General features: G+C 64.1%; 27 protein-coding genes. 11 read left to right on the top strand and 16 right to left on the bottom strand.

The window, feature by feature from the left end:
• Positions 1-110: 110 nt before the first annotated feature.
• Both pncB and gcvA read right to left on the bottom strand, forming a co-directional pair.
• Positions 111-1,415 (bottom strand): nicotinate phosphoribosyltransferase, encoded by a 1,305-nt coding sequence (gene pncB / locus N7E70_RS02010; protein ID WP_067955220.1) that lies wholly within the window; start codon positions 1,413-1,415, stop codon positions 111-113.
• Between the two features lie 256 nt (positions 1,416-1,671).
• The gene (gene gcvA / locus N7E70_RS02005; protein WP_067955218.1) at positions 1,672-2,634 is read right to left on the bottom strand and encodes a transcriptional regulator GcvA; all 963 of its coding nucleotides are present in this window, start codon (positions 2,632-2,634) and stop codon (positions 1,672-1,674) included.
• Positions 2,635-2,843: 209 nt separating this feature from the next.
• Between gcvA and speB the strand changes: the two genes are divergently transcribed.
• The 9 genes from speB (at position 2,844) to asnB (ending at position 11,810) form a co-directional block, all read left to right on the top strand.
• Complete coding sequence (gene speB / locus N7E70_RS02000; protein ID WP_263005405.1) at positions 2,844-3,905, top strand: agmatinase; 1,062 nt, start codon at positions 2,844-2,846, stop codon at positions 3,903-3,905.
• A 94-nt stretch (positions 3,906-3,999) separates the two neighbouring features.
• Complete coding sequence (locus tag N7E70_RS01995; protein ID WP_067955214.1) at positions 4,000-4,803, top strand: transporter substrate-binding domain-containing protein; 804 nt, start codon at positions 4,000-4,002, stop codon at positions 4,801-4,803.
• Positions 4,804-4,806: 3 nt separating this feature from the next.
• Positions 4,807-5,475: an amino acid ABC transporter permease gene (locus N7E70_RS01990; protein WP_067955212.1), complete on the top strand. Its 669-nt coding sequence runs from the start codon at positions 4,807-4,809 to the stop codon at positions 5,473-5,475.
• Positions 5,472-6,119, top strand: coding sequence for an amino acid ABC transporter permease (locus tag N7E70_RS01985; protein ID WP_067955210.1), 648 nt, complete (start codon positions 5,472-5,474; stop codon positions 6,117-6,119). Before N7E70_RS01990 ends, N7E70_RS01985 begins: the two co-directional genes overlap by 4 nt.
• 66 nt (positions 6,120-6,185) lie before the next feature.
• The gene (locus N7E70_RS01980) at positions 6,186-7,274 is read left to right on the top strand and encodes an ABC transporter substrate-binding protein (RefSeq protein WP_154385749.1); all 1,089 of its coding nucleotides are present in this window, start codon (positions 6,186-6,188) and stop codon (positions 7,272-7,274) included.
• 179 nt (positions 7,275-7,453) lie between these two features.
• A complete protein-coding gene (locus N7E70_RS01975) occupies positions 7,454-8,491 on the top strand; it encodes an ABC transporter ATP-binding protein (protein WP_154385750.1) in 1,038 nt (345 codons plus the stop codon).
• On the top strand, positions 8,488-9,342 hold the full coding sequence (locus N7E70_RS01970) for an ABC transporter permease (protein ID WP_154385751.1): 855 nt from the start codon (positions 8,488-8,490) through the stop codon (positions 9,340-9,342). The genes N7E70_RS01975 and N7E70_RS01970 overlap by 4 nt, the downstream gene beginning before the upstream one ends.
• Entirely contained in the window at positions 9,342-10,139 is a 798-nt protein-coding gene (locus tag N7E70_RS01965) for an ABC transporter permease (RefSeq protein WP_185910376.1), read from the top strand. The genes N7E70_RS01970 and N7E70_RS01965 overlap by 1 nt, the downstream gene beginning before the upstream one ends.
• Positions 10,140-10,289: 150 nt before the next feature.
• The gene (gene asnB / locus N7E70_RS01960) at positions 10,290-11,810 is read left to right on the top strand and encodes an asparagine synthase (glutamine-hydrolyzing) (protein ID WP_263005404.1); all 1,521 of its coding nucleotides are present in this window, start codon (positions 10,290-10,292) and stop codon (positions 11,808-11,810) included.
• Between the two features lie 21 nt (positions 11,811-11,831).
• Here asnB and N7E70_RS01955 read toward each other — a convergent pair whose 3' ends face one another.
• A complete protein-coding gene (locus tag N7E70_RS01955; protein ID WP_263005403.1) occupies positions 11,832-13,235 on the bottom strand; it encodes an MATE family efflux transporter in 1,404 nt (467 codons plus the stop codon).
• 177 nt (positions 13,236-13,412) lie between these two features.
• Positions 13,413-14,315, bottom strand: coding sequence for a LysR substrate-binding domain-containing protein (locus tag N7E70_RS01950; RefSeq protein ID WP_154385753.1), 903 nt, complete (start codon positions 14,313-14,315; stop codon positions 13,413-13,415).
• Positions 14,316-14,446: 131 nt separating this feature from the next.
• On the opposite strand from N7E70_RS01950, the gene N7E70_RS01945 reads away from it, so the two are divergent.
• Together N7E70_RS01945 and N7E70_RS01940 are read left to right on the top strand one after the other, a co-directional pair.
• On the top strand, positions 14,447-14,626 hold the full coding sequence (locus tag N7E70_RS01945) for a hypothetical protein (RefSeq protein ID WP_154385754.1): 180 nt from the start codon (positions 14,447-14,449) through the stop codon (positions 14,624-14,626).
• Positions 14,627-14,722: 96 nt separating this feature from the next.
• Positions 14,723-15,358 carry an HAD family hydrolase gene (locus N7E70_RS01940; protein WP_263005402.1) on the top strand — a complete coding sequence of 212 codons (636 nt, stop codon included), beginning with the start codon at positions 14,723-14,725 and terminating at the stop codon, positions 15,356-15,358.
• A gap of 263 nt (positions 15,359-15,621) precedes the next feature.
• Here N7E70_RS01940 and N7E70_RS01935 read toward each other — a convergent pair whose 3' ends face one another.
• The 12 genes from N7E70_RS01935 to N7E70_RS01880 form a co-directional block, all read right to left on the bottom strand.
• Positions 15,622-16,380 (bottom strand): class II aldolase and adducin N-terminal domain-containing protein, encoded by a 759-nt coding sequence (locus N7E70_RS01935; RefSeq protein ID WP_263005401.1) that lies wholly within the window; start codon positions 16,378-16,380, stop codon positions 15,622-15,624.
• A gap of 115 nt (positions 16,381-16,495) precedes the next feature.
• Positions 16,496-17,131 carry an urease accessory protein UreG gene (ureG, locus tag N7E70_RS01930; RefSeq protein WP_067955196.1) on the bottom strand — a complete coding sequence of 212 codons (636 nt, stop codon included), beginning with the start codon at positions 17,129-17,131 and terminating at the stop codon, positions 16,496-16,498.
• A complete protein-coding gene (locus N7E70_RS01925; RefSeq protein ID WP_263005400.1) occupies positions 17,128-17,568 on the bottom strand; it encodes a DUF3995 domain-containing protein in 441 nt (146 codons plus the stop codon). Before N7E70_RS01925 ends, ureG begins: the two co-directional genes overlap by 4 nt.
• Positions 17,565-18,287, bottom strand: a complete 723-nt coding sequence (locus N7E70_RS01920; protein ID WP_371746538.1) for an urease accessory protein UreF — start codon at positions 18,285-18,287, stop codon at positions 17,565-17,567. Before N7E70_RS01920 ends, N7E70_RS01925 begins: the two co-directional genes overlap by 4 nt.
• Complete coding sequence (locus tag N7E70_RS01915) at positions 18,226-18,825, bottom strand: urease accessory protein UreE (RefSeq protein ID WP_263005399.1); 600 nt, start codon at positions 18,823-18,825, stop codon at positions 18,226-18,228. Before N7E70_RS01915 ends, N7E70_RS01920 begins: the two co-directional genes overlap by 62 nt.
• Positions 18,826-18,860: 35 nt before the next feature.
• Positions 18,861-19,448, bottom strand: coding sequence for a hypothetical protein (locus tag N7E70_RS01910; protein WP_067955190.1), 588 nt, complete (start codon positions 19,446-19,448; stop codon positions 18,861-18,863).
• Positions 19,449-19,645: 197 nt separating this feature from the next.
• Entirely contained in the window at positions 19,646-20,191 is a 546-nt protein-coding gene (locus N7E70_RS01905; RefSeq protein ID WP_067955188.1) for a peroxiredoxin, read from the bottom strand.
• A 160-nt stretch (positions 20,192-20,351) separates the two neighbouring features.
• Complete coding sequence (locus N7E70_RS01900; protein ID WP_263005398.1) at positions 20,352-21,140, bottom strand: PhzF family phenazine biosynthesis protein; 789 nt, start codon at positions 21,138-21,140, stop codon at positions 20,352-20,354.
• A gap of 27 nt (positions 21,141-21,167) precedes the next feature.
• The gene (gene ureC / locus N7E70_RS01895) at positions 21,168-22,880 is read right to left on the bottom strand and encodes an urease subunit alpha (protein ID WP_067955184.1); all 1,713 of its coding nucleotides are present in this window, start codon (positions 22,878-22,880) and stop codon (positions 21,168-21,170) included.
• A complete protein-coding gene (locus N7E70_RS01890) occupies positions 22,880-23,185 on the bottom strand; it encodes an urease subunit beta (RefSeq protein WP_067955182.1) in 306 nt (101 codons plus the stop codon). Before N7E70_RS01890 ends, ureC begins: the two co-directional genes overlap by 1 nt.
• 4 nt (positions 23,186-23,189) lie before the next feature.
• Positions 23,190-23,768, bottom strand: coding sequence for a HupE/UreJ family protein (locus N7E70_RS01885; RefSeq protein ID WP_263005397.1), 579 nt, complete (start codon positions 23,766-23,768; stop codon positions 23,190-23,192).
• Positions 23,769-23,794: 26 nt separating this feature from the next.
• Positions 23,795-24,049, bottom strand: a complete 255-nt coding sequence (locus N7E70_RS01880) for a DUF1272 domain-containing protein (protein WP_067955178.1) — start codon at positions 24,047-24,049, stop codon at positions 23,795-23,797.

Raw genomic sequence — 24,049 nt, 5'->3', positions numbered from 1 at the left:
CGGCAACGAGACTAATCTCTCTCCTTGTGGGGGAGATACCCGGCCGGGCAGAGCGGGGTGCGAAGGAATGAGAGGTTGAAGGAAACCCAAATTCAAGCCCCAAGCCACCCCTAAACCTTCACCAACTGCTCCACCCGGTCCTTCTCGCCGAAGATGCGCAGATAGCGGGCGATTTCTTGTCTGTCGCCGGTGGCCTTGGCGGGGTTGTCGGAGAGCTTGACCGCCGGGCGGCCATTGGCCTCGGTGACCTTGCAGACCAGCGAGATGGCGTTGAGGCGGTCGGTTTCCTTGGGCGCGCAGCCCTCGAAGTCGTTGGTGAGGTTGGTGCCCCAGCCAAAGGACATGCGCACCTTGCCCTCGAAGTGGCGGTAGGTCTCGATGATGGTGTCGACGTCGAGGCCGTCGGAGAAGATCAGCAGCTTCGAACGGGGGTCCTGGCCCTTCTTGCGCCACCAGTCGATGATGCGCTCGCCGCCTTCGATCGGCGGGGCGCTGTCGGGGCGGAAGCCGGTCCAGTCGGCGACCCAGTCGGGCGCGTCGCGCAGGAAGGCCGCCGTGCCGAAGGCATCGGGCAAGACGATCAAAAGGTTGCCGCCATAATAGCGCTGCCAGTCGCGCAGCACATTGTAGGGCGACTGCTTGAGCTCGGCCTCATCGTTGGCAAGTGCGGCATAGACCATCGGCAGCTCATGCGCGTTGGTGCCGAGCGCCTCGAGGTCAGTGTCCATGGCCAGCAGCACGTTAGAGGTGCCCGTAAAGGCCTCGCCGATGCCTTCCTTGAGCGCCTCGACACACCAGCGCTGCCACAGGAAGGAGTGGCGGCGGCGGGTGCCGAAATCGGAGATCTTGATCTCGGGCAGCATCTTCAGCCGCTCGGTCTTGTCCCACATCTTGGCCTTGGCGCGGGCGTAGAGCACGTCGAGCGCGAAGGGTCCGAAGGCCTTCATCGCCGAGCGCGAGCGCAGCTCGTTGATGATGGCAAGAGCCGGTATTTCCCACATCGAGGTCATCACCCAGGGACCGGCGAAGGTCAGCTCGTACTGGCCGTCGCGCTTTTCCAGATGGTAGGGGGGCAGCTGGAAGTTCTCGAGCCAGGCCAGGAACTCCGGCTCGAAGATCTGCTTGCGGCCGTAGAAATTATTACCGCCGAGCCAGATCATCTCCTTCTTGGTGAAGCGCAAGGTGCGGGCATGGTCGAGCTGCTCTCGCAGCTCGCCCTCGTCGATCTCCTCGGCCAGCTTGACCGAGGTGGCGCGGTTAATCAGCGAAAAGGTGGCGTCGACCTTGGGGTGCATGCCCCAGATCATCTGCAGCATCAGGAGCTTGTAGAAATCCGTGTCGAGCAGCGAGCGGACGATCGGATCGAGCTTCCAGGTGTGGTTGTACACCCGCCGTGCAATGTCGGTCCTGGCCATGCCGCTTCAGTCCTCCTTGGCGCATCCGCCCGCCGTCCGGCGCGCGCCGCATTCCTCGTTCTAGCATTGGGATATAGCGCCGGGGCGATCAAGCTTAAGAGGCGAAAAAAGCAGCGCTGGACCTATCGTTGCATCGTCCAATCAAGTTTGCCGCTGGACAGGTTCCGCTTTTCTTCGAATCGCGGAACCTCTCTATCTCTTTGTTTCTACGCAATTCCGGACGGAAAACCGCTGCACACTTCTGCTGGAATTGCTTTTAGCCGGCGGCGGCCGCCTTCTGGCCGCGCCGCTTGCGAATGCTGATCTGGCCGGTGACGGCCTGCTCGGTGCGGGCGGGAAGTTCCTCGCGCTCGGCGAATAGCCAGTCGATGAAGGATTGAACGATGGGTGCTGAGCGCACCTCGTTGCGGCAGACGACATAGAAGGCATCGACTGCCGGCACCGACAGGTTGAAGGGCGTGACCAACTGGCCGCGGGCGAGCAGGCTCGATGCCGTCACCGTGTCGCCCAGCGCCAGACCATGGCCGTGCACGGCGGCTTCCGTGGTCAGGCTGGCGCCGGCCATGCGATGCTGCTGAACCGGCTTGACGTCGAGCGCGTCGGCTGCAGCAAGCCAGGTGTGCCACTCGCGACCGTCATCGGCATGGAGCAGCACGTGGTCGGCGAGGTCCCGGACACTGCGGATCGGCCGGTTGTTGATCAAGGTTGGGCTGACGACGGGAAACAGCTCCAGCGTCGACCACTTCTTCAACCAGCAATCGGTCCAGCTGCCGTTGCCGTAGAGGACGCAGACGTCGACGTCGGGCGAATGGATGTCGCGCGGGTCGTTTGAGGCGTTGAGGCTGAGGCTTATGCCGGGATAACGCGTGGTGAAGCCGCCAATGCGCGGCACCAACCACAGCGACAGCAACGCTGGAACGCAAGAGACAGTGAGCTTGCCCGAACTGGTCGGCCGGGTCATGCGCGCGGTGGCGGACGCAATGCTCTCGAAGGCGCCGGTGACGGCGGGCAGAAGCTCGGCGCCTTGCGGGGTGAGTTTCAGCCGCGAGCCGGCGCGTTCCAAGAGTTTGACCTTGAGCGTCGCCTCGAGCGCCCGGATCTGGTGGCTGATGGCGCCATGGGTGACGTTGAGCTCGCCTGCTGCCTTGGTCAGCGAGCCATGGCGGGCGGTCGCCTCGAAGGCGCGCAGCGGGTTGAGCGGAGGCAGGCGGCGGGACATGAAAACTCCGCGCGAAGGATGAGGTATTGTGAGAAAATCTCACAGCGATAAGCTTAACATTATCAATTGCTATTTCAACGGCGCTGCCGGAAACTCGCTCCACAACAACCAAAAAGCATGCGGGGACACGAGATATCAGGCCGGACGCCGGGAGCGGGCGGCCGCAGGCGATCGCCCCGCTTTGCCGTCTTGGACCACAGGAGGATAGCATGGGTTTCGACGTCAAAAAGCTCGACGAGCTGCGCAAGAAATATGGCCAAGGCCATGGCGGCGATCTGTTCGACCCGAAGTTCCGCCGCGTCGCCGACAAGATTTTCAACAAGGCAGGCACCCGGCTTGCGCCCTATTCGGGCGTGCCGACCTTCCTGACCGCGCCCTATCTCCAGGTCGACAACGACAACCCTGATTTCGGCGACCTGCAGGTGGCGATGGTCGGCGTGCCGATGGATCTCGGCGTGACCAATCGCCCGGGTTCGCGCTTCGGCCCGCGCGCTCTGCGTACCATCGAGCGCATCGGCCCCTATAACCACGTGCTCGACTGCGCCCCGGTGCAGGAACTGCGCGTGGCCGACATTGGCGACGTGCCGTTCCGCAGCCGCTACCGGCTCGAGCTCAGCCATGAGGACATCGAGCGCCGCATCGGCCAGATCGTCGACGCCGGCGTGGTGCCGCTGTCGGTCGGCGGCGACCACTCGATCACCCATCCTATCCTCAAGGCCGTCGGCAAGAAGCGCCCGGTCGGCATGATCCACATCGACGCCCATTGCGACACCGGCGGCGCCTATGACCTGACCAAGTTCCACCATGGCGGCCCGTTCCGCAACGCCGTGCTCGATGGCGTGCTTGATCCGAGCCGTGTCATCCAGATCGGCATCCGCGGCTCGGCCGAATATCTGTGGGAGTTCTCCTACGAGTCCGGCATGACCATCGTGCATGCCGAGGAGATCACCGGCATGGGCATCCCCGCGGTCATCGAGAAGGCGAAGAAGATCGTCGGCGATGGCCCGACCTATCTCTCCTTCGACATCGACAGCCTCGACCCGTCCTTCGCGCCCGGCACAGGTACGCCCGAGGTCGGCGGTCTGACGACGCGCGAGGTGCTGGAAATCATCCGCGGCCTAAAGGGCCTCAACCTTGTCGGCGGCGACGTCGTGGAGGTCGCGCCGCAATATGATTCAACCACCAACACTGCCCATGCCGGTGCCCAGGTGCTGTTCGAGATCCTCAGCCTGATGCTGTTCAGCCCCTTCGTCACCGGCAAGAAGGACTGACCGGACAGATCAACGCTGGCCGCCGACCTGGAAGCGGCGGCCAGGCGGCAACGACCGCAACCGACAACCCAATCAATCCAGAGGGAACCGAAACATGAACATCAAGACCGCACTGCATCAGACAGTTGCCGCCCTCATCGTCGCGGGCGGCGTCACCTTCGGCCTCCAGCCCGCCAATGCCGATGCGCTCGAAGACATTGCCAAGGCCGGCCAGATCAATGTCGGCGTGTTCGCCGACTTCCCGCCCTTTTCTTCGGCCAGCGCCGACATGAGCCTCAAGGGCTATGACATGGACGTCGCCCAGGCGATCGCCGACGCGCTCAAGGTCAAGCTCAACCCGGTGCCGGTGACCGGCCAGAACCGCATCCCCTATCTCACCGACAAGCGCGTCGACCTTCTGATGAGCGTCGGCTACTCCAAGGAGCGCGAAGAGGTCATCGACTTCGCCGCGGCCTACGCGCCTTACTACATCGCCGTGATCGGCCCGGCCGAACTCAAGGTGGCGGGCAAGGAAGACCTTGGCGACAAGTCGATCGCCGTCAACCGCGGCACGCTCGAGGACACCTCGCTAACCGAGGCCGCCCCGGCTTCCGCCGACATCAAGCGCTTCGACAACTACAACGCCGTCATCCAGGCCTTCATCTCGGGCCAGACCCAGCTGATGGTGGTGGGCAACGACGTTGGCGCCCAGGTGCTGGCGCGCCAGGAGGCGCTTAAGCCGGAGCAGAAGTTCCAGCTCTTGACCTCGCCGTCGCATATCGGCCTCAACAAGAACGAGGAAGGCCTGAAGAAGGTCATCAACGACACGGTCGCGGCGATGCTCACCGACGGCCGGCTGTCGAAGTCGTCCGAGGCCTGGCTCAAGGTTCCGCTCAACCCCGAGAACCTCAAGGACTGAGCCGTGAGCTACAGCCTCGACTTCGGCTGGCTTGAAGGGGCCGTGGGCGCGATCGCCCGCGGCGCCGCCATGACGGTGTTGCTGATCGTCGTGACGACGATCGCCGGCACAGTCATTTCCATCGCTGCCGCCGCCGGTCGTCGCAACGGGCCGAAATGGCTCCAGCGGGCCATCACCTGCTATGTCGAGGTGATCAGGAACACGCCGTTCCTGGTACAGCTGTTCTTCATCTTCTTCGGCCTGCCGAGCCTCGGCATACGGCTCGACCCGATCGTCGCCGCCATCCTGGCGATGACGCTCAACATGGCAGCCTACACCACCGAGATCGTCGGCGCCGGCCTCGACGCGGTGCCGAGGGGCCAGCGCGAGGCGGCCGCTGCTTTGGGCTTGCGGCCACGCCAGGTCTTCGTCAAGATCGTGTTGCCGCAGGCACTGAAGGTCATCTTCCCCGCGCTGACGAGCCAGATCGTGATCATGATGCTCGAGTCTTCGGTCGTGTCGCAGATCGCAGTGAGTGAACTCACCTACGAGGCCGACATGCTGCAGGCGCGGACATTCCGTCCCTTCGAAACCTATTTCGTCGTGGCGATGATCTATCTCGGCTTGTCGATCTTGTTGCGCCGCCTGCTCGTCGGCATAGGGCGCCGCACGCTTTCGGCAGGTGTATCATGATCGAGTTCACCTTCTGGGACATTGCGCGCAACCTGATCTTCGCCACACGGTGGACCGTGTTGCTGTCGATCGCGGCGTTCGCCGGCGGCGGCATTGTCGGCGTCGCCATCCTGTTGTTGCGCATCTCCAAGGCCAAATGGGCACGGCGCTTCGCCAGCGGCTATATCGCCTTGTTCCAGGGTACGCCCTTGCTGATGCAGCTGTTCCTGATGTTCTTCGGCCTGCCGATGCTGGGCTTCCGGATCGAGCCATGGACGGCGGCGGTGCTCGGCCTGACCTTCTTTGCCAGCGCCTATCTCGCCGAAATCTGGCGCAGCGGCGTCGATGCCTTGCCGCGCGGCCAGTGGGATGCCGGCGCCAGCCTCGGCCTGCACTACCTGCAGGAACTGCGCCTGATCATCCTGCCGCAGGCCTTCGCCATCACCCGGGCCCCGGTTGTCGGTTTCCTCGTCCAGCTGATCAAGGCAACTGCACTGACCTCGATCATCGGCTTTGAGGAACTGCTCCGGACCTCGAACGCCATCAACAACGCGACGTTCGAACCCTTCACCGTCTATGGGCTGGTGGCGCTGATCTTCTTCGTGCTGTGCTACCCCCTGACCCAGTATGCCCGTTCATTGGAGGCCCGTGCCGCAGCACACTGAACCGCCCATCACAATAACGACAGGGAACAGCTGGCACAAAGCCAGCGCCAAATGAGGAGAACTGAGATGACCAAGATCCTGAACCATCCGATCAGCCGGCGCGCCGTGCTGGGCGCGGGCGTCGCTTCGGCAAGCCTTCTGGCGATGCCGTCGATCCTCAAAGCCCAGGACAAGTCGATCAAGATCGGCGTCTATGGCGGCTACTTCAAGAAGTCGTTCGACGAGCACATCTTCCCCGAATTCACCAAGGCGACCGGCATCGCGGTCGAATCCGTCGCCGAGCCGACCGGCGAAGCCTGGCTGGTGCAGCTGGAGCAGGCGGCCAAGGCAGGCCAGGCGCCGGCCGACCTGTCGATGATGTCGCAGACTTCGATGCTCAAGGGCCAGTCGACCGAGCTGTGGGCACCGCTCGACCTCGCCAAGATCAAGAACAGCTCGAACCTGATCGAGCATTTCATCAACAAATATCCTGATGGACGCGTCGCCGGCATCGGTGCTGTTGCCTGGTACATCACGCTGGTCACCAACACCAACGTCTTCCCGACCGCGCCCGACAGCTGGGCTGCGTTCTGGGATCCGGCCAATGCCGACAAGCTCGGCCTGCTGGCGCTCGCCTCCAACTCCTTCCTGCTCGAGGTGACGGCGACCACTTTCATGGGCGGCACCAAGGCGCTCGACACCGAGGAAGGCATCCAGAAGGCGCTGGAGAAGCTCGCCGAGGTCAAGCCGAATGTCCGCCTGTGGTATCGCGACGAGGCGCAGTTCGAACAGGCGCTGAAGTCGGGCGAGATTCCGATGGGGCAGTATTACCACGACGTCACCGGCCTCGCCGCCGCCGAGGGCCAGCCCGTGCGCTCGACCTTTCCCAAGGAAGGCGGCATCCAGGATTCCGGCTCGTGGGTGCTGTCGCGCGCCTCGAAGAAGACAGAAGAGGCGCATGCCTTCATCGACCATATGTGCCAGCCGGCGGTACAGGCGCTGATGTCGCGCAAGGTCGGCACCGCACCGACGGTCAAGCGCGAGCTGACCGACCTGACGGCGGAACAGTTCGCCGGCGTGTCGTCCGACATCCCGCCGATCATCCCGCGCTACGATCTCTACACCACCAAGGCCGACTGGATTAACCAGAAGTGGACCGAACTGATCGTCGGCTGATCTGCGTTTTTCCTTCTCCCCGCTCGCGGGGAGAAGGTGGCCCGCAGGGCAGGATGAGGGGCAGAGCCGGCGCGGCAAGGCTCGCACCGCCCCTCATCTGTCTGCCGGCATCTTCTCCCCCGTGAACGGGGAGAAGCAACGGTTTCCGCAACGCCGCTCCAACATTTCAAGGCCCCCTCATGTCCGGACTCGTGCTTAAGGACATCACCAAGTCATTCGGCAACTTCACCGCTGTCGATACGGCCAACCTGTCGGTGCCGCATGGCAAGTTCGTCTGCCTGCTCGGCCCGTCCGGCTGCGGCAAGACAACGCTTCTGCGCATGATCGCCGGCCTCGAGGACCCCTCGAGCGGCGCGATCCTGCTCGACGGAACCGACATCACACCGGTGCCGACGCACAAGCGCAATCTCGGCATGGTGTTCCAGTCGCTGGCGTTGTTTCCGCATCTGACCGTCGGCGACAACATCGCTTATCCCTTGCGCATTCGCGGGGCGTCACGCGAAGAGCAGAAGAAGCGCTCCGACGAGCTGTTGAAGCTCATTCATCTGCCCGGTTTCGCCGACCGTCCAGTCGCCAAGCTGTCGGGTGGCCAGCGCCAGCGTGTTGCCATTGCCCGCGCGCTGGCACTGTCGCCGAAGCTGTTCCTCCTCGACGAGCCGCTGTCGGCGCTCGATGCCAAGCTGCGCGAGGCGATGCAGGTCGAATTGCGCCAGCTGCAGCAGCGCTTGGGCATCACCACCTTCGTCGTCACCCACGACCAGCGCGAGGCGATGACCATGGCCGACCTCGTCGTCGTCATGGGCAACGGCAAGATCCTGCAGGCCGCACCGCCGATCGATATCTACCGCAAGCCGGCCGATGCCTTCGTCGCCGACTTTATCGGCATGACCAACCTGCTCGACGCGGAAGTTGATCGCGCCGGCCGGGTCTCGGTGCTCGGCCAGGCCATTGCAGGCCTCACGATACCTGAAGGCCTGACCAAAGCCTCGGTATCGATCCGCCCCGAGGACGTTCATCTCGGCTCCGTCGGCGGCGACGCCATATCAGGCACGGTGACCTTCGTCCGCGATCTCGGCGGCACCATCGAGACCTTCGTTGAAACAGGCGGCAAGACAATCATCGCAGTGGCGACGCCACGCGAGCGGCCCGACGTCAAGGCCGGCCAGCAGGTCGGCGTGACATTGCCGGCGCAGTCTTGCGTGGTGCTGAAATCATGAAACGCGAGGCGCCGAAATCGCTTGCCGATTACAGCCCGCTGTTCTTTCCCGGGCTGATGCTGATCGTCTTTTTCGTCGTGCCGTTCTCGACGATGATCGCCGTCAGCTTCTTCCAGCGCGATCCCTCCGGCTTCTATACGCCGGATTTCGTCTTCTCCAACTATGCCCGTTTCCTCAGTCTGTTCTTCGGCAAGGTGCTGGGCTTTTCCTTGGTGCTGGCGGTGATGGTGGCGATCTGCTGCGTGGTCATAGCCTTTCCCTTCACCTATCTGCTCACCAAGCGGCCGCGAAAGGTGCAGACGATCTGGCTGGTCTGCCTGCTGTCGGTGCTGTCGCTGTCGGAAGTCATCATCGGCTTTGCCTGGTCGACGCTGTTTACACGAACCGCCGGCATCACCAATCTGTTTGTGGCGATCGGCTTGATGAAGGAGCCGGTGGCGCTGACGCCGAGCTTCTGGGCGGTGCTGACCGGTATGGTCTACCAGGCGCTGCCTTATACGATCCTGGTGCTCTATCCCGCCTTGGTGCGGCTTGACCCGACGCTGCTGGAGGCGGCGCGGACACTCGGCGCCTCGCCGGTCAGGGCGTTCATGAACGTCGTGGTGCCGGCGTTGCGCAACACCATCGTCGCCACACTGATCATGGTCTTCGTCTTCGCGCTCGGCTCCTATCTGTTGCCGCAGATCCTCGGCCGGCCGTCGCACTGGACACTGTCGGTGCTGATCACCGACCAGGCCATCTACCAGTCCAACATGCCGTTTGCCGCGGCGATGGCGGTGTTTTTGGTGCTGATGTCGCTGGCGCTTGTCGGCTTGACGCTGCTGGTCGGACGCAGGGAGAACGCGCTGTGATACAGACTTTCCTTCGCCGGCTCTATTTCGTCGCCGTTGCCCTGTTCCTGGCGGCCCCGTTGATCGTCGTTGCCGGCGTCTCGGTCAACGAAAAGCAGGACCTGGCCTTTCCGCCGAAAGGCTTTTCATTGGCCTGGTACGCACAGATCTTTGTCGATCCGGAATGGCGCAAGGCGCTGTTTGCCTCGCTGTCGCTGGCGGTCACTGCGGCGGCTCTCGCTGTCGCCATAGCGCTTCCGCTGGCATGGTTCCTGTGGCGGCGCATAGCGCCATGGGCCAACGTGTTCCAGATCCTCGGGCTGGCCCCGTTCATACTGCCGCCTGTCATCACCGCACTCGGCATGCTCACCTTCTGGGCGACGTCAGGCTTCTACGGCCAACCTTGGACGGCTGTCATCAGCCACGCGATCTTCTTCGTCACCCTGCCGCTGGTGACGCTGTCGCTCGGCTTCGCCTCCATCGATCGTTCGCTGGTCGAGGCAGCGGCGACGATGGGCGCCGACGACCGCACGGTGCTGAAGACGGTGGTGCTGCCGCTGATCCGCCCTTATCTCGTCTCGGGCTATGCCTTCGCCTTCGTGCTGTCGCTCAACGAGTACATCGTCGCCTACATGACCATCGGCTTCACGCTGGAAACACTGCCGATCAAGATATTCAATGCCCTGCGTTACGGCTATACGCCGACCATGGCCTCGGTGTCGGTGTTCTTCGTCGCGGTGGCGGCGCTGGTGTTCGGCCTGATCGCCAAATTCGGTGACATCAGGCGGCTCTTGGGTGCGATGTCCTCGGAGACCTGACGCGCCTGCGACAAGTCGGGCGGCACCTTCGAACGGTGTCGCCTGAGTGACAATTGTCAGCCGCCCGGTTGTCGCGCCCGGTGGCTGCCGCTCCTAGCATCGCAATCATGCCGACCAAAACCCCCGGCGGCCATGCGGGAGCGAAGCGCCATGTGCGGATTTGTGTGCCTCTGGAACCTCGATGACGAGGAACTGGCCTCGCGGATGATCCGCAAGATGGAGCACCGCGGGCCGGACGCACTGGAGGTGCTGCGGCCAAGGAACATCCCGGTGGTCATGGCGCACGCCCGGTTGGCCATTATCGGCCCCGACAACGGGGCCCAGCCGATCTACCAGGGCGACGACATCCTGGTCGTCAACGGCGAGATCTACAATCATAGCGATCTCAGGGCGATCCTCGGCGAGAGCGCCTTCCAGACCCGCAGCGACAGCGAGACCGTGCTGCATCTTTTCCGCAAGAACGCGCTGCGCTGGGTGTCGCGGCTGGACGGCATGTTCGCCTTCGTGCTGGCGACCCCGGATCGCATCATTGCCGCGCGCGACCCGCTCGGCATCAAGCCGCTCTATGTCGCCCATATCGGCGAGGGGCTGGCGTTTGCATCCGAGCTCAAGGCCTTCGACGGCGTAGATGTCGCAAAGATCGAAGCGCTCGAACCTGGCGTCATGTTCGACAGCCAGGCCGGCATGCGGCGCTGGTACCGCATACCGCAAGGTGCGGCCGACCCGGAGCCCGGTATCGACGAGGAGCTGACCTGGCGCGAGCTCAGGCTGGTGCTGGAAGAGGCGGTCGCCAAGTGGATGGTCGCCGACGTCGAGGTCGGGTCGTTCCTGTCGGGCGGGCTGGACAGCTCGATCATCGCGGCAATCGCCGCAAGGCAGTCGCCGAAGCGGCTGAAGACATTTTCCGTCGGCCTCGCCGGCAGCCCCGATCTGATCGCGGCGCGGCGGGTCGCCGGCTATCTCGGCACCGAGCATTTCGAGCATGCGTTTACGCCGGAAGAGGTTGCCGACGTGCTGCCGCATGTCATCTATCATCTCGAAAGTGCTGATATCGACCTGGTGCGTTCGGCGGTGCCGACGCATTTGGCCGCCAGGCTGGCGCGGCGGCACGTCAAGGCGGTGCTGACGGGCGAAGGCGCCGACGAGCTGTTTGCCGGCTATAGCTATCACCACGCCTATATCGACCGGCCGCGCGAGCTGGCAGACGAGCTGACGCGCTCGCTGGGCACGATGCACAACATCAATCTGCAGCGCGTCGACCGCGTCACCATGGCCGAGAGCCTGGAGGCGCGCACGCCGTTCCTCGACCGCGAGCTGATCGATTTCGCCCAGAGCATTCCGGCGACGCTGAAGCTCAGGCGCACCGATCCGGCTTCACCCGAAAGCACCGGACCGACGACGGAGAAATGGATCCTGCGCAAGGCCTGCGCCGACTTGCTGCCGCATGATCTCGTCTGGCGCAAGAAGGCGCAGTTCGACGAGGGGTCGGGAGCTGTGACGGCACTTGGCGAGGCACTGCAGGCAATGACCGGCTCGGCCACGCCGCTCGACCGCGCCGCCGAGGGCGCGGTCTATGAGAGCCTTCTGCGGCAGAGCTACAGCGATCCCGATCGCATCATCAATGCGGCCGGCAAATGGGTCGCCAACCGGGTGTCGGTGGCGGTTGCCTAGACGGGTGCTGCGAAGCGCCCGTCAGATCACCGGCTTGTGCATCAGGCCGAGATGGTCGCGCCGGAGCCAGCGCCATAACAGCAGCACCGACACCACGGCGAGGCCGGAGAACAGGCCGATCCAGATGCCGCGGCCCTCGAAGCCGAAGTGGAAGGCAAGCAGCACGCCAAGCGGCAGGCCGATGCCCCAATAGCCGATCGCAGCGAGGATCATCGGCACCTTCGTATCCTGCAGCCCGCGCAGTTGGCCTGCCGATACCGCCTGGGCGCCGTCGACGACCTGGAACAGGGCCGCGAAGACCAGGAAGCTGACCGCGAGGCCGACCACCTGCGCGTTGGCCGGGTCGCCGACGTCGATGAAGGCCGAGATCAGCAAATGCGGCCAGAACACCATCACCAGCGCCATCAGAGCCATGAAGCCGACGCCAAGCACATAGGCCGTCCAGCCGGCACGCGTGATGCCGTCGCGGTCCCTGGCGCCGTAAGCCAGCCCGACGCGCACAGTGACGGCCTGGCCGAGACCGAGCGGGATCATGAAGGTGACCGAGCAGATCTGCAGCGCGATGGCGTGTGCTGCGAGCGAGGACGAGCTGATAAGCCCCATCAGGAATGCCGCGGCGTTGAAGATAGTCACCTCGAAGGCAAGGATGCCGGAGATCGGCAAGCCGAGTTTGAGCAGCGCCCTGAAGCGCGGCCAGTCGGCGCGCCAGAAGCGACCGAACAGGTGGTAGCGGCGGAACTTCTTCTCTATCATGACGACGGCCGCCATGCCGACGAACATCATGCCGCTGGCGATGCTGGTGGCAAGGCCGGAGCCGGCGATGCCCATCTCGGGGAAGCCCCATTTGCCGAACACCAGAAGCCAGTTGCCGAGCGCGTTGGCCGCCACCGCGATCGCCATGATGACCAGCGCCCAGCCGGGCCGCTCCAGCGCCGAGATGAACGAGCGCAGCACGATGTAGCCGAAGAACGGCAAGGCCGCCCATTGCAGGTGATGGACGTAGATACCGGCCTGCTCGGCGAGTTTGGGCTCCTGGCCCATCGCCAGAAGTATCTCCTCGGCGTACCACAACAGGGCCCAGATCGGGATCGAGATGAGCACGGCGATCCACAGGCCCTGGCGCACGGTGCGGCGGACGTCGCGCACCGAATGGCGCTTGCGGCCAAGCTCGGCCGCCATCATCGGCGAGGTCGCATACATCAGGCCGAGGCCGAAGATCAGTGGTGCGAAATAGAGGTTGGAGCCGAGTGCGCCGGCGGCCAGCGCATCGGGACCCAGCCGGCCGAGGATCATCACGTCGGTCGCCGTCATCGCCGTCTGGGCGAGATTGGTGAGGATCATCGGCCAGGCAAGCGCCAGCATGGCGCGAAGTTCGTCGCGCCAAGGAGTGGCCGGTGATTGCGCGCCGGTTGCGATCGCAGACATGGTTTTTCGTCTTTCGGTGGCGATATCGCGGCTCATTTGGCGTCGATATCGCGAGTTTTGACGACGGAATCCGCCCTTTTGGCGCGTCGTGGCGCCGTTTGTGACCGAAAGTGCCAGTTGTGGCAAGCTGTCACCAAGACCAAGGATTATGCCAGCAGAGGTGGGCAGGCTGTGCTGTCAGTCGCCTGTCGCATCCGTCGGGCAATTGAGCTCGGCCATGATCCATTCGCGGAAAGCCCGGATCTTGGGCACGTTGCGGCGTCCCTCGGGATAGACCAGCCAGTAGTCGCCGCCATGGGCAGTGAGTTCGAACGGCTGGATCAGCCGGCCCTCGGCCAGTTCCGCGGTGAACAGCGCCGTGGTCAGGACCGTCACGCCCTGGCCGGCTATGGCGGCATTGGCCTCGGCGGCCTGCGAACCCAGGCTGGTATCGGGCATCCTGTCGAGTGCGTCCGCCGGCACATTGGCCTTTGCGAACCAGTCCTTCCACCAGATGTCGGCGGGGTTGAGGATCCTGAGCTTGAGCAGGTCAGCCGGCTCCTTGATCCCGCCGATGCTTTCGGCAAGGCGCGGGCTGAGCATGGGCGAAAATTGCGAGCGCAGCAAAAAATGGGTGGCAAGCCCGGGCCATTTGCCTGAGCCGGAGCGGATGCCGATATCCATCTCCTCGCGCGAGAAATCGACGAGGTAGCTCGAGGTGTCGAGGCGGACGGCGATGTTGGGGTGGCGCAGCTGGAACGAGCCGATGCGGGGGGCCAGCCAGTTCGACGCGAAGGTGTGGACCGTCGAAATGCCGAGCGTGCCGCCGGAGCCGGCGCGCGCCACCTGATAGGCCTCGCTCAACAGCCCAAATGCCTCTGTCACCATAGGCACCATGCGGCTGCCGACCTCGGTCAGCACCACCTGGCGCGGTTTGCGCAGGAACAGCGGTGCGCCGACGCGCTCCTCGAGCAGCTTGATCTGGTAGCTGACGGCGGCCTGGGTCATGCCGAGCTCGGCCGCGGCCTTGGTGAAACTGCCCTGGCGGGCAGCGGCTTCGAACACCCTGATCGCGGTCAAAGGCGGCAGTTGAAGCGGCATTTCCCGCACTCCCATACATAAGGCCATTTAATGGGTCGTGATCGACGTTCAATTGGAAAAGTCAATCATTCCAGACCAATATCTAGGTCAAGACATCAGCACACTTCAAGCATCTATAAAGGATGACGATCATGGCCACGGCACAGGCAAGCCTTTTCCATTGCGAGCAGATCGGCTGGACCTCGCGTCTGGCTGCAGCCTTCGGGCTGCGTTCGCGCAAACGCGTGCTGGACTTCCGTGACCTGCCGGACCACCTCCAGCGCGACGTCGGCTACATCGACGGCAAGGACCCTTGCGGCCGGCGGGTTTGAGCCTCCGCACGCGCATGTGTTCCCCGCTGTCATATCAACGGTTCATTTCCGCCGCCAAAGCTCCTATGAGCAATGGGGTGAACAGGGACCGGTCATATGACGCCGAAGGCAGTGTATTGGGACATGGACGGCACGCTGATCGACAGCGAGCCGCTGCACGAGGAATCGCTTGTTTCGGCGCTGCGCAGCGTCGGCATCGAGCCGCCGGCCGACCTGCACGCGCGTGTCGTCGGCCAGGCGGCGCGGCCGGTCTATGAGGTGCTGCGCGACCAGTTCGGCCTCGCCCTAGACTTCGACGACTGGATTGCCCTCAAATACGATCACTATCTGGGCCGCGCGCCGGACCTGCTTCCGCGCGAGGGCGCGATGGAGATCTTTCGCGATCTGAAGGCAAGGGGTGTGGTCCAGGCGATCGTCTCCAATTCAGACCGCTTAGTGGTCGAGGCCAATTTGCAGGCCGTCGGCGTGCACGAGCCGACGATGAAGACGATCAGCCGCAACGACGTGCGTCTCGGCAAGCCCGATCCCGAACCCTATCTGCGCGCTGCCTACCTCACCGGCATCGACCTGGCCGACACGGCTGTCATGGAAGACAGCGTCACCGGCGCCATGGCCGGCGTTGCCGCCGGCATGCGCACAATCTTCTGGCCGCAGGACAGGATCGATGGCCCGGCTGGCGCCTTGGTGGCGCATAGCGCTAAAGAGGTCAGGGCGCTGCTTGGGCTGGACTAGCTACGAGGATCTGGACGGGACTTTTTGGCGCGGCGGAGATGTCACGGCGTGAATCCCGGATCTTCGCGACGTCGCTTCGCTCTGCTCCGCCCGAGGGTGACGAACGCATTTGCCCTCATGGCTAACTCCCAACGACGGTGAATCGCAGAGCCGTCATCTCACATTCGTCATCCTCCGGCGGCGCAGGAGTGGAACGACTGCGCAGACCCCGCGTCCGTGCCGTAGCGTCGGCGATCAAACGGAGACGAAATAAAACCTGCCTCTCAGTTCCGGTACACCGGCTCCTGCTCGTCGAGGATCGCCTTGAGCTCGGCGAGGTGGCGCTCGGCCTGGCCGGGATAGTCTTCCTGCTCGAGCGCGGCCTTTTCGGCGATCTCGTCGGATAGCGTGCGCAGCGGCCGGCCGGTCCACAGCGCCTTGATGTAAGTTTCGCAGGCGCGCTCGAAATAATAGAGCCGGTTGAAGGTATCGGCGACGCTGTCGCCGATGACCATGACGCCGTGATTGCCCATGATCATCACCTTGATCTTGGGGTCGGCCAGCAACTGCGAGCAGCGTTCGCCTTCTTCCTCGAAGGCGAGCCCGCCATAATGGCCATCGACGACATGGCGGCGGAAGAAGATCGCGGTGTTCTGGTCGATCGGCGGCAAGGTGGAATCGGCAAGCGAGGCCAGCACGGTGGCGTGGATCGAATGGACATGCATGACGCAGCGCGCGTGCGCGCAGTTGCGATGGACCGCGCCATGCAGGCCCCATGCGGTCGGGTCGGGCGCGTTGGGGCCTGACATCGTCTGGGGGTCGTTGGCGTCGATCAACAGAAGGTCGCTCGCCTTGATGCGCGAGAAATGCACCTGGTTGGGGTTCATCAGGAACTTCGAGCCCTCGTCGTTGACGGCAAGCGAGAAATGGTTGGCCACAGCTTCGTGCATATTGAGTCGCGCCGTCCAGCGGAAGGCGCAGGCGAGGTCGACGCGCTCTTCGTAGAACGGCAGATTGGTCTGCTTGAGCTGGGTGACGGGCATTTGTTCCTCCCTCGCAATTTGCTGGCGTATCGTACCTTCGCAAGGTCGTTGCCGGCTTCGGAGCGATGCGGTGGCAGGAAGAATGCCGCGTCATGACTGGCGCGGCAACATCGGCTCATGCTGATTTCAGCTGGTCCAGCCTCAGCCCGCCATTCTCGACGATGAAGTCGATGACCGCTTCCAGCCCCTTGCCGCGCGACAGATCGGTGAAGCCGAACGGACGCTTGCCGCGCTGGCGGGCGGCGTCGCCTTCCATGACCTCGAGATTGACGTTCACATAAGGCGCAAGGTCGCTCTTGTTGATGACCAGGAAGTCGGAACGGGTGATGCCGGGGCCGCCCTTGCGCGGGATCTCTTCGCCCTGGCAGACCGAGATGACGTAAAGCGTGATGTCGGCGAGGTCGGGCGAGAAGGTCGCGGCCAGATTGTCGCCGCCGGATTCGATGAAGACGATGTCGAGGTCGGGGAATTTCCTGTTCATCTCAGCGATCGCCTGCAGATTGATCGAGGCGTCCTCGCGGATGGCCGTGTGCGGGCAGCCGCCCGTCTCCACGCCCATGATGCGCTCTTCAGGCAGCGCCTGCAGGCGGGCGAGCAGCAGTGCGTCTTCCTTGGTGTAGATGTCGTTGGTGACGACCGCGATGGAAAACTCGTCGCGCAGCGCCTTGCACAGCTTCTCGGTCAGCGTCGTCTTGCCCGAGCCGACCGGGCCGCCGATGCCGATACGAAGCGGGCCGTTTTTCGAGGTCATGACTGGAATCCGTTGAAGGCGAGGATGACGAAACCCGTGCCGATGACGAGGCACAGTGGCGAATAATACTGCCTGTCGAGCCGAGCGAACGGCATCTCGGGCGAGAGCCTGCGCCATGCCGGCGTGAAGCCGGCAATGCCACGGCCGATAAACACCAGCGCGACCATCAGCGCCGACGCTGCCAGGCCAGGCTTGGGAAAGGGCGTGGCGAAGACACCGACAAGCGCCAGCGGCCACAGCGTCGCCACGATGAGACAAGCGGTGACGGCGAAGCAGGCAAAGGGCGTGGGCATGGTCCTGATGCCGCGAGCCCCGACGACAGCGCGGGCGCAGGAGGCCTGGTCCGTACCGGGCCAGACGCCGCCGAGGCCCCAATAGGCGTGGATTGCGGCGATCAGATAGAGCACGAAGGCCAGGGCGAAGGCGAGAACGATCATGAGCGGAACAGTCTCGAATGTTGGGTCTCGTGGCGCATCGCCATGATGTCGGAGGTTAGGGCAGCGGACCCCAGATCGTCGAGGGTCGATACTGCCGCACGTGCGCCCACACGGAGCGCCACAGGCTCGAAGCCGGCAATGATGCTGGTTGCAGCCGTCTGGCCAATGACGCTTAGCCGGATTGCCGCCTGAAGGAGGTTGGTGGAGAAAGCCTGCAGCCAGGCGGCCAGCGCATCTTCCAGCGTTATGCCATGGGCGCCGGTGACGGCGCCGACGGCGACGCAATAGGGGCACTCGGCCGGAAGCCGCGCGACGACAGGATGCGGCCAAGCAGCGGCGGCGCTGAGGAAGGCCTCGCCCTGCAGCATCGATTCCATGTGGCGCTCGCGCGAGCCGGCCAATGCTTCGGCGAGTTCCGCCACCTCGCGCAGGTCGCCGTCGGCAGCGGCGCGGCGCCAGCTTTCTGCGAACAGCACCGCGTCGTTCCAGCCCGAGCCGATCTCGGCGAGCGCAGTCAGCCATGCTGCGAGGTCGTCGCGGCTGCCGATCAGATTATCATGTGCGGCCCGTTCGAGGCCGTGGCTGTAGGAAAATCCGCCGACCGGGAAGGTCGGCGACAGCCAGGCCATCAGCCGCAACAGCGAGGCATTGCCGCGCTCAGTCATGGTGGTGATGATGGTGGCCGCCATGGTCGTGGTGATGAGCATGGTCGTGCTCATGATCATGCTCATGGTGGTCATGACCATGATTGCGGCCGCGTTCGTGATGATGGGCGTGACCGTGGGAATGAACATGATCATGCGCGTGGCTGTGATCGTTGCCATGGCCGGAATAGGCGCCGCGCACAGGCTCGAAAGGGGCCACGATGTCGATCACCTCGGCACCCAGACCCTCCAACATCGCCTTGATGACATGGTCGCGCAGGATGAGGATGCGATCGGCCGATATGGCAGCGGCGAGGTGGCGGTTGCCGATGTGCCAGGCGAGCTGCGTCAGGTGGACGGCGTCGCGGGCGCGGATGTCGTAGAGCTCCTCCTCGGCGGCGACGACGCCGGCCGTGCGGCCGTCTTCCAGCAGCAGCAGGTCGCCGGTTTCGAGCACGACCGGCTCGGGCAGGTCGACGAGCACGCGTTCGCCATTGGACAGCGCGATGGCACGGCGCCTGATGTGGCGCTCGTCATGGGCGAGCACGGCGACGTCGAAGGGCTGCGCGCCTGATGTGGGCTCGGCACGGATGATCTTGGTTGCGCGCAGCATGGGGCGTTGTTCCTGTGGCGGGGGCCGGCGGCGGCTCAGACGATGGTGTCGAACAGCCGCCAGATCCACGATATCTGATACAGCAAAGTCGCTGTCACGAATGCCAGATGATATCGCCTGCTCGCGGTGGCGATGGCGATGAGGCAAAGTGCCACCAGGATCGGCGTGCGGATCAGGTACTCGCCACCGAAATGGGCGAAATGCGCCTCGCCCTTGACCAGCGTGTCGATGACGTCGAGCAGATAGGTCAGCGCCAGCAGCCCGAAAAACCAGGCGCGGCGCGAATAGAAGAAATCCTCGTAGCTTTTGTAGTCCTGCATCGAATCGGGGAAGAGCAGCGCGCACAGCAGGAACAGCGCGATGGCGTAGCCGAGGATGAACAGGTAGGTGCCGAAGGTCCAGCTGTCGATGGCGTAAAGGCCGAACTCCCACCACCAGAAATGCACCAGCGTCAGAAGCAGCGACGCCACCCAGGCGAGGTGCACCGGGTAGAGCCTGTACTGGTCGGGATGCTGGACGATGCGGGCGACGCCCGACAGGAGCCGCGCCATGCCCAGGCCGATGATCATGCCCATGACGATGCGGATATGCGGGAAGACCTCGGCCGGGATATCGGGCGTCATGGGACGCTCCTAGGATGGTCGAATGCGGGCATTGTCGGTTCCGGGAAAGTTTTCACGGCGAGGGTTGGAGGGAGCATCGTGCGCCGAATCAGCTGTCCAGCCAATAGACGTTGCCGTGAGCACGCCGTGTGCGAGACACAAAAAAACCCCGGCGCGCTTTCGCGGCCGGGGTATGTATCAAGCGAGGACGGCGAAGCTTATGCGGCTTCGGCGACGTCGTCGTTCTTCAGCGCTTCAAGAATGTTCTGCGGCGAGGAGACGCCATAGGGGTCGCTGTCGCAATTGTCGGCGAAGCCTTCTTCCTCGAACCACTTTTCGATGCGGCCGTTGTTGATGACGGCGGCGTAGCGCCAGGAGCGCATGCCGAAGCCGACATTGTCCTTGGCGACCAGCATGCCCATCTTGCGGGTGAACTCGCCCGAGCCATCGGGGATCAGCTTGACCTTGTCGAGGTTCTGCGACTTGCCCCAGGCGTTCATGACGAAGGCGTCGTTGACCGAGACGCAGTAGATCTCGTCGATGCCTTCGGCCTGGAATTCGCCATGCAGCTTCTCGAAGTCGGGCAACTGGTAGGTCGAGCAGGTCGGCGTGAAGGCGCCCGGCAGCGAGAACAGCACGACGCGCTTGCCGCCGAAATAGTCGGCTGAGGACTTGTCTTCCCAACGGAAGGGGTTCGGGCCGCCGACGGCCTCGTCGCGCACGCGCGTGCGGAAGGTGACAGCCGGAACTTTCTTGCCGATCATTTGAAACTCCATTTCCAAGATAGCGGGACCCCCGATCTTGGGCTCGGGGAATCCTGCCGAATTTTTAGCTAGCGCGGGCTCAATACCAATTGGCCGGAGGCGGTTCCAGCGCAACCGACGTGGCATCAGGTCGCGGGCGATTCCCCGGCGGCAGACGCGGTCAGGGAAGGTGGATCGTGGCGTCCATATAGATCACCGCCTGGCCAATCAGATAGACCCGGGCGGCCGCGACTTCGCAGCCGAGCACACCGCCGCGGGACGACAGCTGGCGTGCTGAAAGGCTCGTTTTGCCGAGTTTTGCAGCCCAGTAGGGAGCAAGCGTGGCATGCGTCGAGCCGGTAACCGGATCCTCAGGAATGCCGGCGCCGGGGGCGAAGTAGCGCGAGACGAAGTCGCAATCATTGCCGCGCGCTGTGATGCACAGGCCGAACGATCCGAGTTCGGCGATGCGCGGCAGGTCGGGCCGGTAGGCAAGCAGCGCAGCCTCGGAGGCCAGCTCGACGAAGTAGTTCTCGCGGTTGCGGAACAACTGCACCCAGCGGTCATCGCGCAGGCCGTTGACCAGCGCATCGCCTGATATGGCGAAGTCGGGGTCGAAGCGCGGGATGTCCATGCGATAGCCGTCACCCTGCGGTGTGACGAGAAGATCGCCGACCTCGCGGGTGGAGAAACGCATGGTGCGCTCGACACCCTTGCGCAAATGCAGCGCGCAGGCCGAGGCCAGCGTGGCGTGACCGCAGAACGGCACCTCGTCGGTGGGCGTGAACCAGCGGATGTCCCAGCCATCGTGGCCTGGCTTGAGGAACGCCGTCTCGGCGAGGTTGTTCTCCAGGGCGATGCCCTGGAGCACCTGGTCGGGCAGCCAGTCCGCGAGGAACACGACGGCAGCCGAATTGCCCGAAAAAACGTTGTCGGTGAAGGCGTCCACCTGGATCATTTCGAGCTTCATCGCGGCCTCCTCATCGCAAGCCTGAAGCTAGAACAGGAAGTAGCGCTGCGCCATGGGCAGCACCGTCGCCGGCTCGCATGTGAGTAGCTCGCCGTCGGCACGGACCTCATAGGTTTCGGGGTCGACGTCGATTTCAGGCATGGCATCATTGAGGATCATCGAGCGCTTGCCGATGCCGCCGCGGGTGTTTTCGACCGCCACCATCTCTTTTGCCACGCCGATGCGGTCGCGCAGGCCGCCCTCCAGCCCGGCCTTCGAGACGAAGGTGATCGAGCTGTGGGTCAGCGCCTTGCCATAGGCGCCGAACATCGGCCTGAAATGGCTCGGCTGCGGCGTCGGGATCGAGCCGTTGGGATCGCCCATCGGCGCGGTGGCGATCCAGCCGCCGAGCAGGACCATATCGGGCTTCACGCCGAAGAAGGCCGGATTCCACAACACCAGGTCGGCGCGCTTGCCGACCTCGATCGAGCCGATCTCGCGCGACATGCCATGCGCGATCGCCGGATTGATGGTGTATTTGGCGATGTAGCGGCGGGCACGGAAATTGTCGTTGTTGCCTTTTTCCCCGGGCAGCGATCCGCGCTGGCGCTTCATCTTGTCGGCGGTCTGCCAGGTCCGGATGATCATCTCGCCGACGCGGCCCATGGCCTGGCTGTCGGATGAGATCACCGAAAACGCACCGAGGTCGTGCAGGATGTCTTCCGCCGCGATGGTCTCCTTGCGGATGCGGCTTTCGGCGAAGGCGATGTCTTCGGGGATCGACGGCGACAAATGATGGCAGACCATCAGCATGTCGAGATGCTCTGATATGGTGTTGACCGTGTAGGGTCGCGTCGGGTTGGTCGAGGCCGGGATGACGTTCGGGTACTGGCAGACCTTGATGATGTCAGGCGCGTGGCCGCCGCCGGCACCTTCGGTGTGGAAAGAGTGGATGGTGCGGCCCTTGAAGGCGCCGACGGTGTCCTCGACGAAACCGCCTTCGTTGAGCGTGTCGGTGTGGATCGTCACCTGGACGTCATGGGCGTCGGCGACCGACAGGCAGGTGTCGATGGCCGCCGGCGTCGTGCCCCAGTCTTCGTGCAGCTTGAGCCCGCAGGCGCCGGCCAGCACCATCTCCTCCAGCGCGCCCGGCAGCGAGGCGTTGCCCTTGCCGAAGACACCGATGTTCATCGGCAGGCCGTCGAAGGCCTGGATGATGCGGGCGATGTTCCATGGTCCCGGCGAACAGGTAGTGGCGAGCGTGCCATGCGCCGGGCCGGTGCCGCCGCCGACCATGCAGGTGACGCCGGAGTTCAGTGCTTCGTCGACCTGCTGCGGCGAGATGAAATGGATGTGGGTGTCGATGCCGCCGGCGGTCAGGATCTTGCCTTCGCCGGCAATGACCTCGGTGCCCGGTCCGATGATGATGGTGACGCCGGGCTGGGTGTCTGGGTTGCCTGATTTGCCGATGGCGGCGATGCGCCCGTCCCTGAGGCCGACATCGGCCTTGTAGATGCCGGTGTGGTCGAGGATCACGGCATTGGTGATGACGCAGTCGACGGCACCCTGGGCGCGGCTCAGCTGGCTCTGGCCCATGCCGTCGCGGATGACCTTGCCGCCGCCGAACTTCACTTCCTCGCCATAACATGTGAAGTCGTTCTCGACCTCGATGAACAGCTCGGTGTCGGCGAGCCGGACCTTGTCGCCGACGGTAGGGCCGAACATCTTGGCATAGGAGGCGCGGGAGATTTGTGCCGGCATCAGAGTTTACCCATCACCTTCTTCTGGAAACCATAGACCTCGCGCTTGCCGCCATAGGGCACCAGCGTGACGTCGCGCTCCTGGCCGGGCTCGAAGCGCACGGCGGTGCCGGCGGCGATGTCGAGCCGCATGCCGCGTGCCTGTTCGCGGTCGAATTTCAGGCCGCCATTGGTCTCGTAGAAGTGAAAGTGGCTGCCGACCTGGATCGGCCGGTCGCCCGTATTGGCGACCTTGAGCGTTACCGTCGGCTGGCCCTTGTTGAGCTCGATCGAACCTTCGGCCGTAATGATTTCACCGGGGATCATGCTCTTATGCTCCTAGCGCCAGCCAGAGGCCGCCGAGGGCCGTGGCAGCGCCGGCGATGCGGGTGACGAGGCGGCCGGTGTCGCCGCCGATGCCGAGGCCGAGACCAACGCCGGTGGCATGCAGCAGTGCCGTCGACAGCGCAAAGCCGATGCCGAAGCTCAGCGCGCCGGCCGAGCCGAGTTCGCCGCCATGGGCGTGGCCGTGGAAGAGGGCGAAGACGCCGACCACCAACATGCCGGCCCATGTCGGCACCTTGAGCGCGATCGCGGCAAGCAGGCCGATCACCACGACGGATGCGAGGATGACCGGTTCGACGAAGGGCAGGGGCGCTCCGGCGATGGCAGCCGCGAAGCCAACGGCCATGGTGGCGACGAACGCCGCGGGCACCAGCCACAGGGCGCGGCCGCCGAGCAGGGCAGCCCACAGGCCGACGGCCACCATGGCGAGGATGTGGTCCATGCCGAACAGCGGATGCGACACGCCGGCGAGCAGCGAGCCGTGCTCATCCGGATTGAGGTGGGCGAAAGCGGGCGCGACCGACAAAGACATCAAGGAGAGGGCGACAGCGAGACGCTTGAGCATCGTTGATAACCTTTCGTTCAGGGCAATCAGGCGGCGGATTTCGACGCGCAGCCTTCGGCTTTCAGCACGCGCCTGGTCGAAGCAGGATATTTCGCAAGCATGGCCGCGGGCCGGATCGGCCGAGCCGAAAAGTTGCCGCCGCAATTGGGGCAGCTGCCCGAGAGCACACCTTCCGCGCAGTCGCTGCAGAAGGTGCATTCGAAGGTGCAGATGACGGCGTTCTTCGCCTCGGGCGGCAGGTCGCGGTCGCAGCATTCGCAATTGGGACGCAGTTCGAGCAT

The sequence above is a fragment of the Aminobacter sp. NyZ550 genome, assembly GCF_025628925.2.
GTDB classification, from domain to species: domain Bacteria; phylum Pseudomonadota; class Alphaproteobacteria; order Rhizobiales; family Rhizobiaceae; genus Aminobacter; species Aminobacter ciceronei.
Note: the sequence above shows the minus strand (reverse complement) of the source record. Positions and strands in the feature narration are given on the sequence as shown.

What these genes read in the sequence shown, in the direction of transcription:
- pncB (WP_067955220.1), bottom strand. Translation starts at nt 1,415, where the DNA reads ATGGCCAGGACCGACATTGCACGGCGGGTGTACAACCACACCTGGAAG.
- gcvA (WP_067955218.1), bottom strand. Translation starts at nt 2,634, where the DNA reads ATGTCCCGCCGCCTGCCTCCGCTCAACCCGCTGCGCGCCTTCGAGGCG.
- speB (WP_263005405.1), top strand. Translation starts at nt 2,844, where the DNA reads ATGGGTTTCGACGTCAAAAAGCTCGACGAGCTGCGCAAGAAATATGGC.
- N7E70_RS01995 (WP_067955214.1), top strand. Translation starts at nt 4,000, where the DNA reads ATGAACATCAAGACCGCACTGCATCAGACAGTTGCCGCCCTCATCGTC.
- N7E70_RS01985 (WP_067955210.1), top strand. Translation starts at nt 5,472, where the DNA reads ATGATCGAGTTCACCTTCTGGGACATTGCGCGCAACCTGATCTTCGCC.
- N7E70_RS01980 (WP_154385749.1), top strand. Translation starts at nt 6,186, where the DNA reads ATGACCAAGATCCTGAACCATCCGATCAGCCGGCGCGCCGTGCTGGGC.
- N7E70_RS01975 (WP_154385750.1), top strand. Translation starts at nt 7,454, where the DNA reads ATGTCCGGACTCGTGCTTAAGGACATCACCAAGTCATTCGGCAACTTC.
- N7E70_RS01970 (WP_154385751.1), top strand. Translation starts at nt 8,488, where the DNA reads ATGAAACGCGAGGCGCCGAAATCGCTTGCCGATTACAGCCCGCTGTTC.
- asnB (WP_263005404.1), top strand. Translation starts at nt 10,290, where the DNA reads ATGTGCGGATTTGTGTGCCTCTGGAACCTCGATGACGAGGAACTGGCC.
- N7E70_RS01955 (WP_263005403.1), bottom strand. Translation starts at nt 13,235, where the DNA reads ATGTCTGCGATCGCAACCGGCGCGCAATCACCGGCCACTCCTTGGCGC.
- N7E70_RS01950 (WP_154385753.1), bottom strand. Translation starts at nt 14,315, where the DNA reads ATGCCGCTTCAACTGCCGCCTTTGACCGCGATCAGGGTGTTCGAAGCC.
- N7E70_RS01945 (WP_154385754.1), top strand. Translation starts at nt 14,447, where the DNA reads ATGGCCACGGCACAGGCAAGCCTTTTCCATTGCGAGCAGATCGGCTGG.
- N7E70_RS01940 (WP_263005402.1), top strand. Translation starts at nt 14,723, where the DNA reads ATGACGCCGAAGGCAGTGTATTGGGACATGGACGGCACGCTGATCGAC.
- N7E70_RS01935 (WP_263005401.1), bottom strand. Translation starts at nt 16,380, where the DNA reads ATGCCCGTCACCCAGCTCAAGCAGACCAATCTGCCGTTCTACGAAGAG.
- ureG (WP_067955196.1), bottom strand. Translation starts at nt 17,131, where the DNA reads ATGACCTCGAAAAACGGCCCGCTTCGTATCGGCATCGGCGGCCCGGTC.
- N7E70_RS01925 (WP_263005400.1), bottom strand. Translation starts at nt 17,568, where the DNA reads ATGATCGTTCTCGCCTTCGCCCTGGCCTTCGTGCTCTATCTGATCGCC.
- N7E70_RS01920 (WP_371746538.1), bottom strand. Translation starts at nt 18,287, where the DNA reads ATGAGCACGACCATGCTCATCACCACGACCATGGCGGCCACCATCATC.
- N7E70_RS01915 (WP_263005399.1), bottom strand. Translation starts at nt 18,825, where the DNA reads ATGCTGCGCGCAACCAAGATCATCCGTGCCGAGCCCACATCAGGCGCG.
- N7E70_RS01910 (WP_067955190.1), bottom strand. Translation starts at nt 19,448, where the DNA reads ATGACGCCCGATATCCCGGCCGAGGTCTTCCCGCATATCCGCATCGTC.
- N7E70_RS01905 (WP_067955188.1), bottom strand. Translation starts at nt 20,191, where the DNA reads ATGATCGGCAAGAAAGTTCCGGCTGTCACCTTCCGCACGCGCGTGCGC.
- N7E70_RS01900 (WP_263005398.1), bottom strand. Translation starts at nt 21,140, where the DNA reads ATGAAGCTCGAAATGATCCAGGTGGACGCCTTCACCGACAACGTTTTT.
- ureC (WP_067955184.1), bottom strand. Translation starts at nt 22,880, where the DNA reads ATGCCGGCACAAATCTCCCGCGCCTCCTATGCCAAGATGTTCGGCCCT.
- N7E70_RS01890 (WP_067955182.1), bottom strand. Translation starts at nt 23,185, where the DNA reads ATGATCCCCGGTGAAATCATTACGGCCGAAGGTTCGATCGAGCTCAAC.
- N7E70_RS01885 (WP_263005397.1), bottom strand. Translation starts at nt 23,768, where the DNA reads ATGCTCAAGCGTCTCGCTGTCGCCCTCTCCTTGATGTCTTTGTCGGTC.
- N7E70_RS01880 (WP_067955178.1), bottom strand. Translation starts at nt 24,049, where the DNA reads ATGCTCGAACTGCGTCCCAATTGCGAATGCTGCGACCGCGACCTGCCG.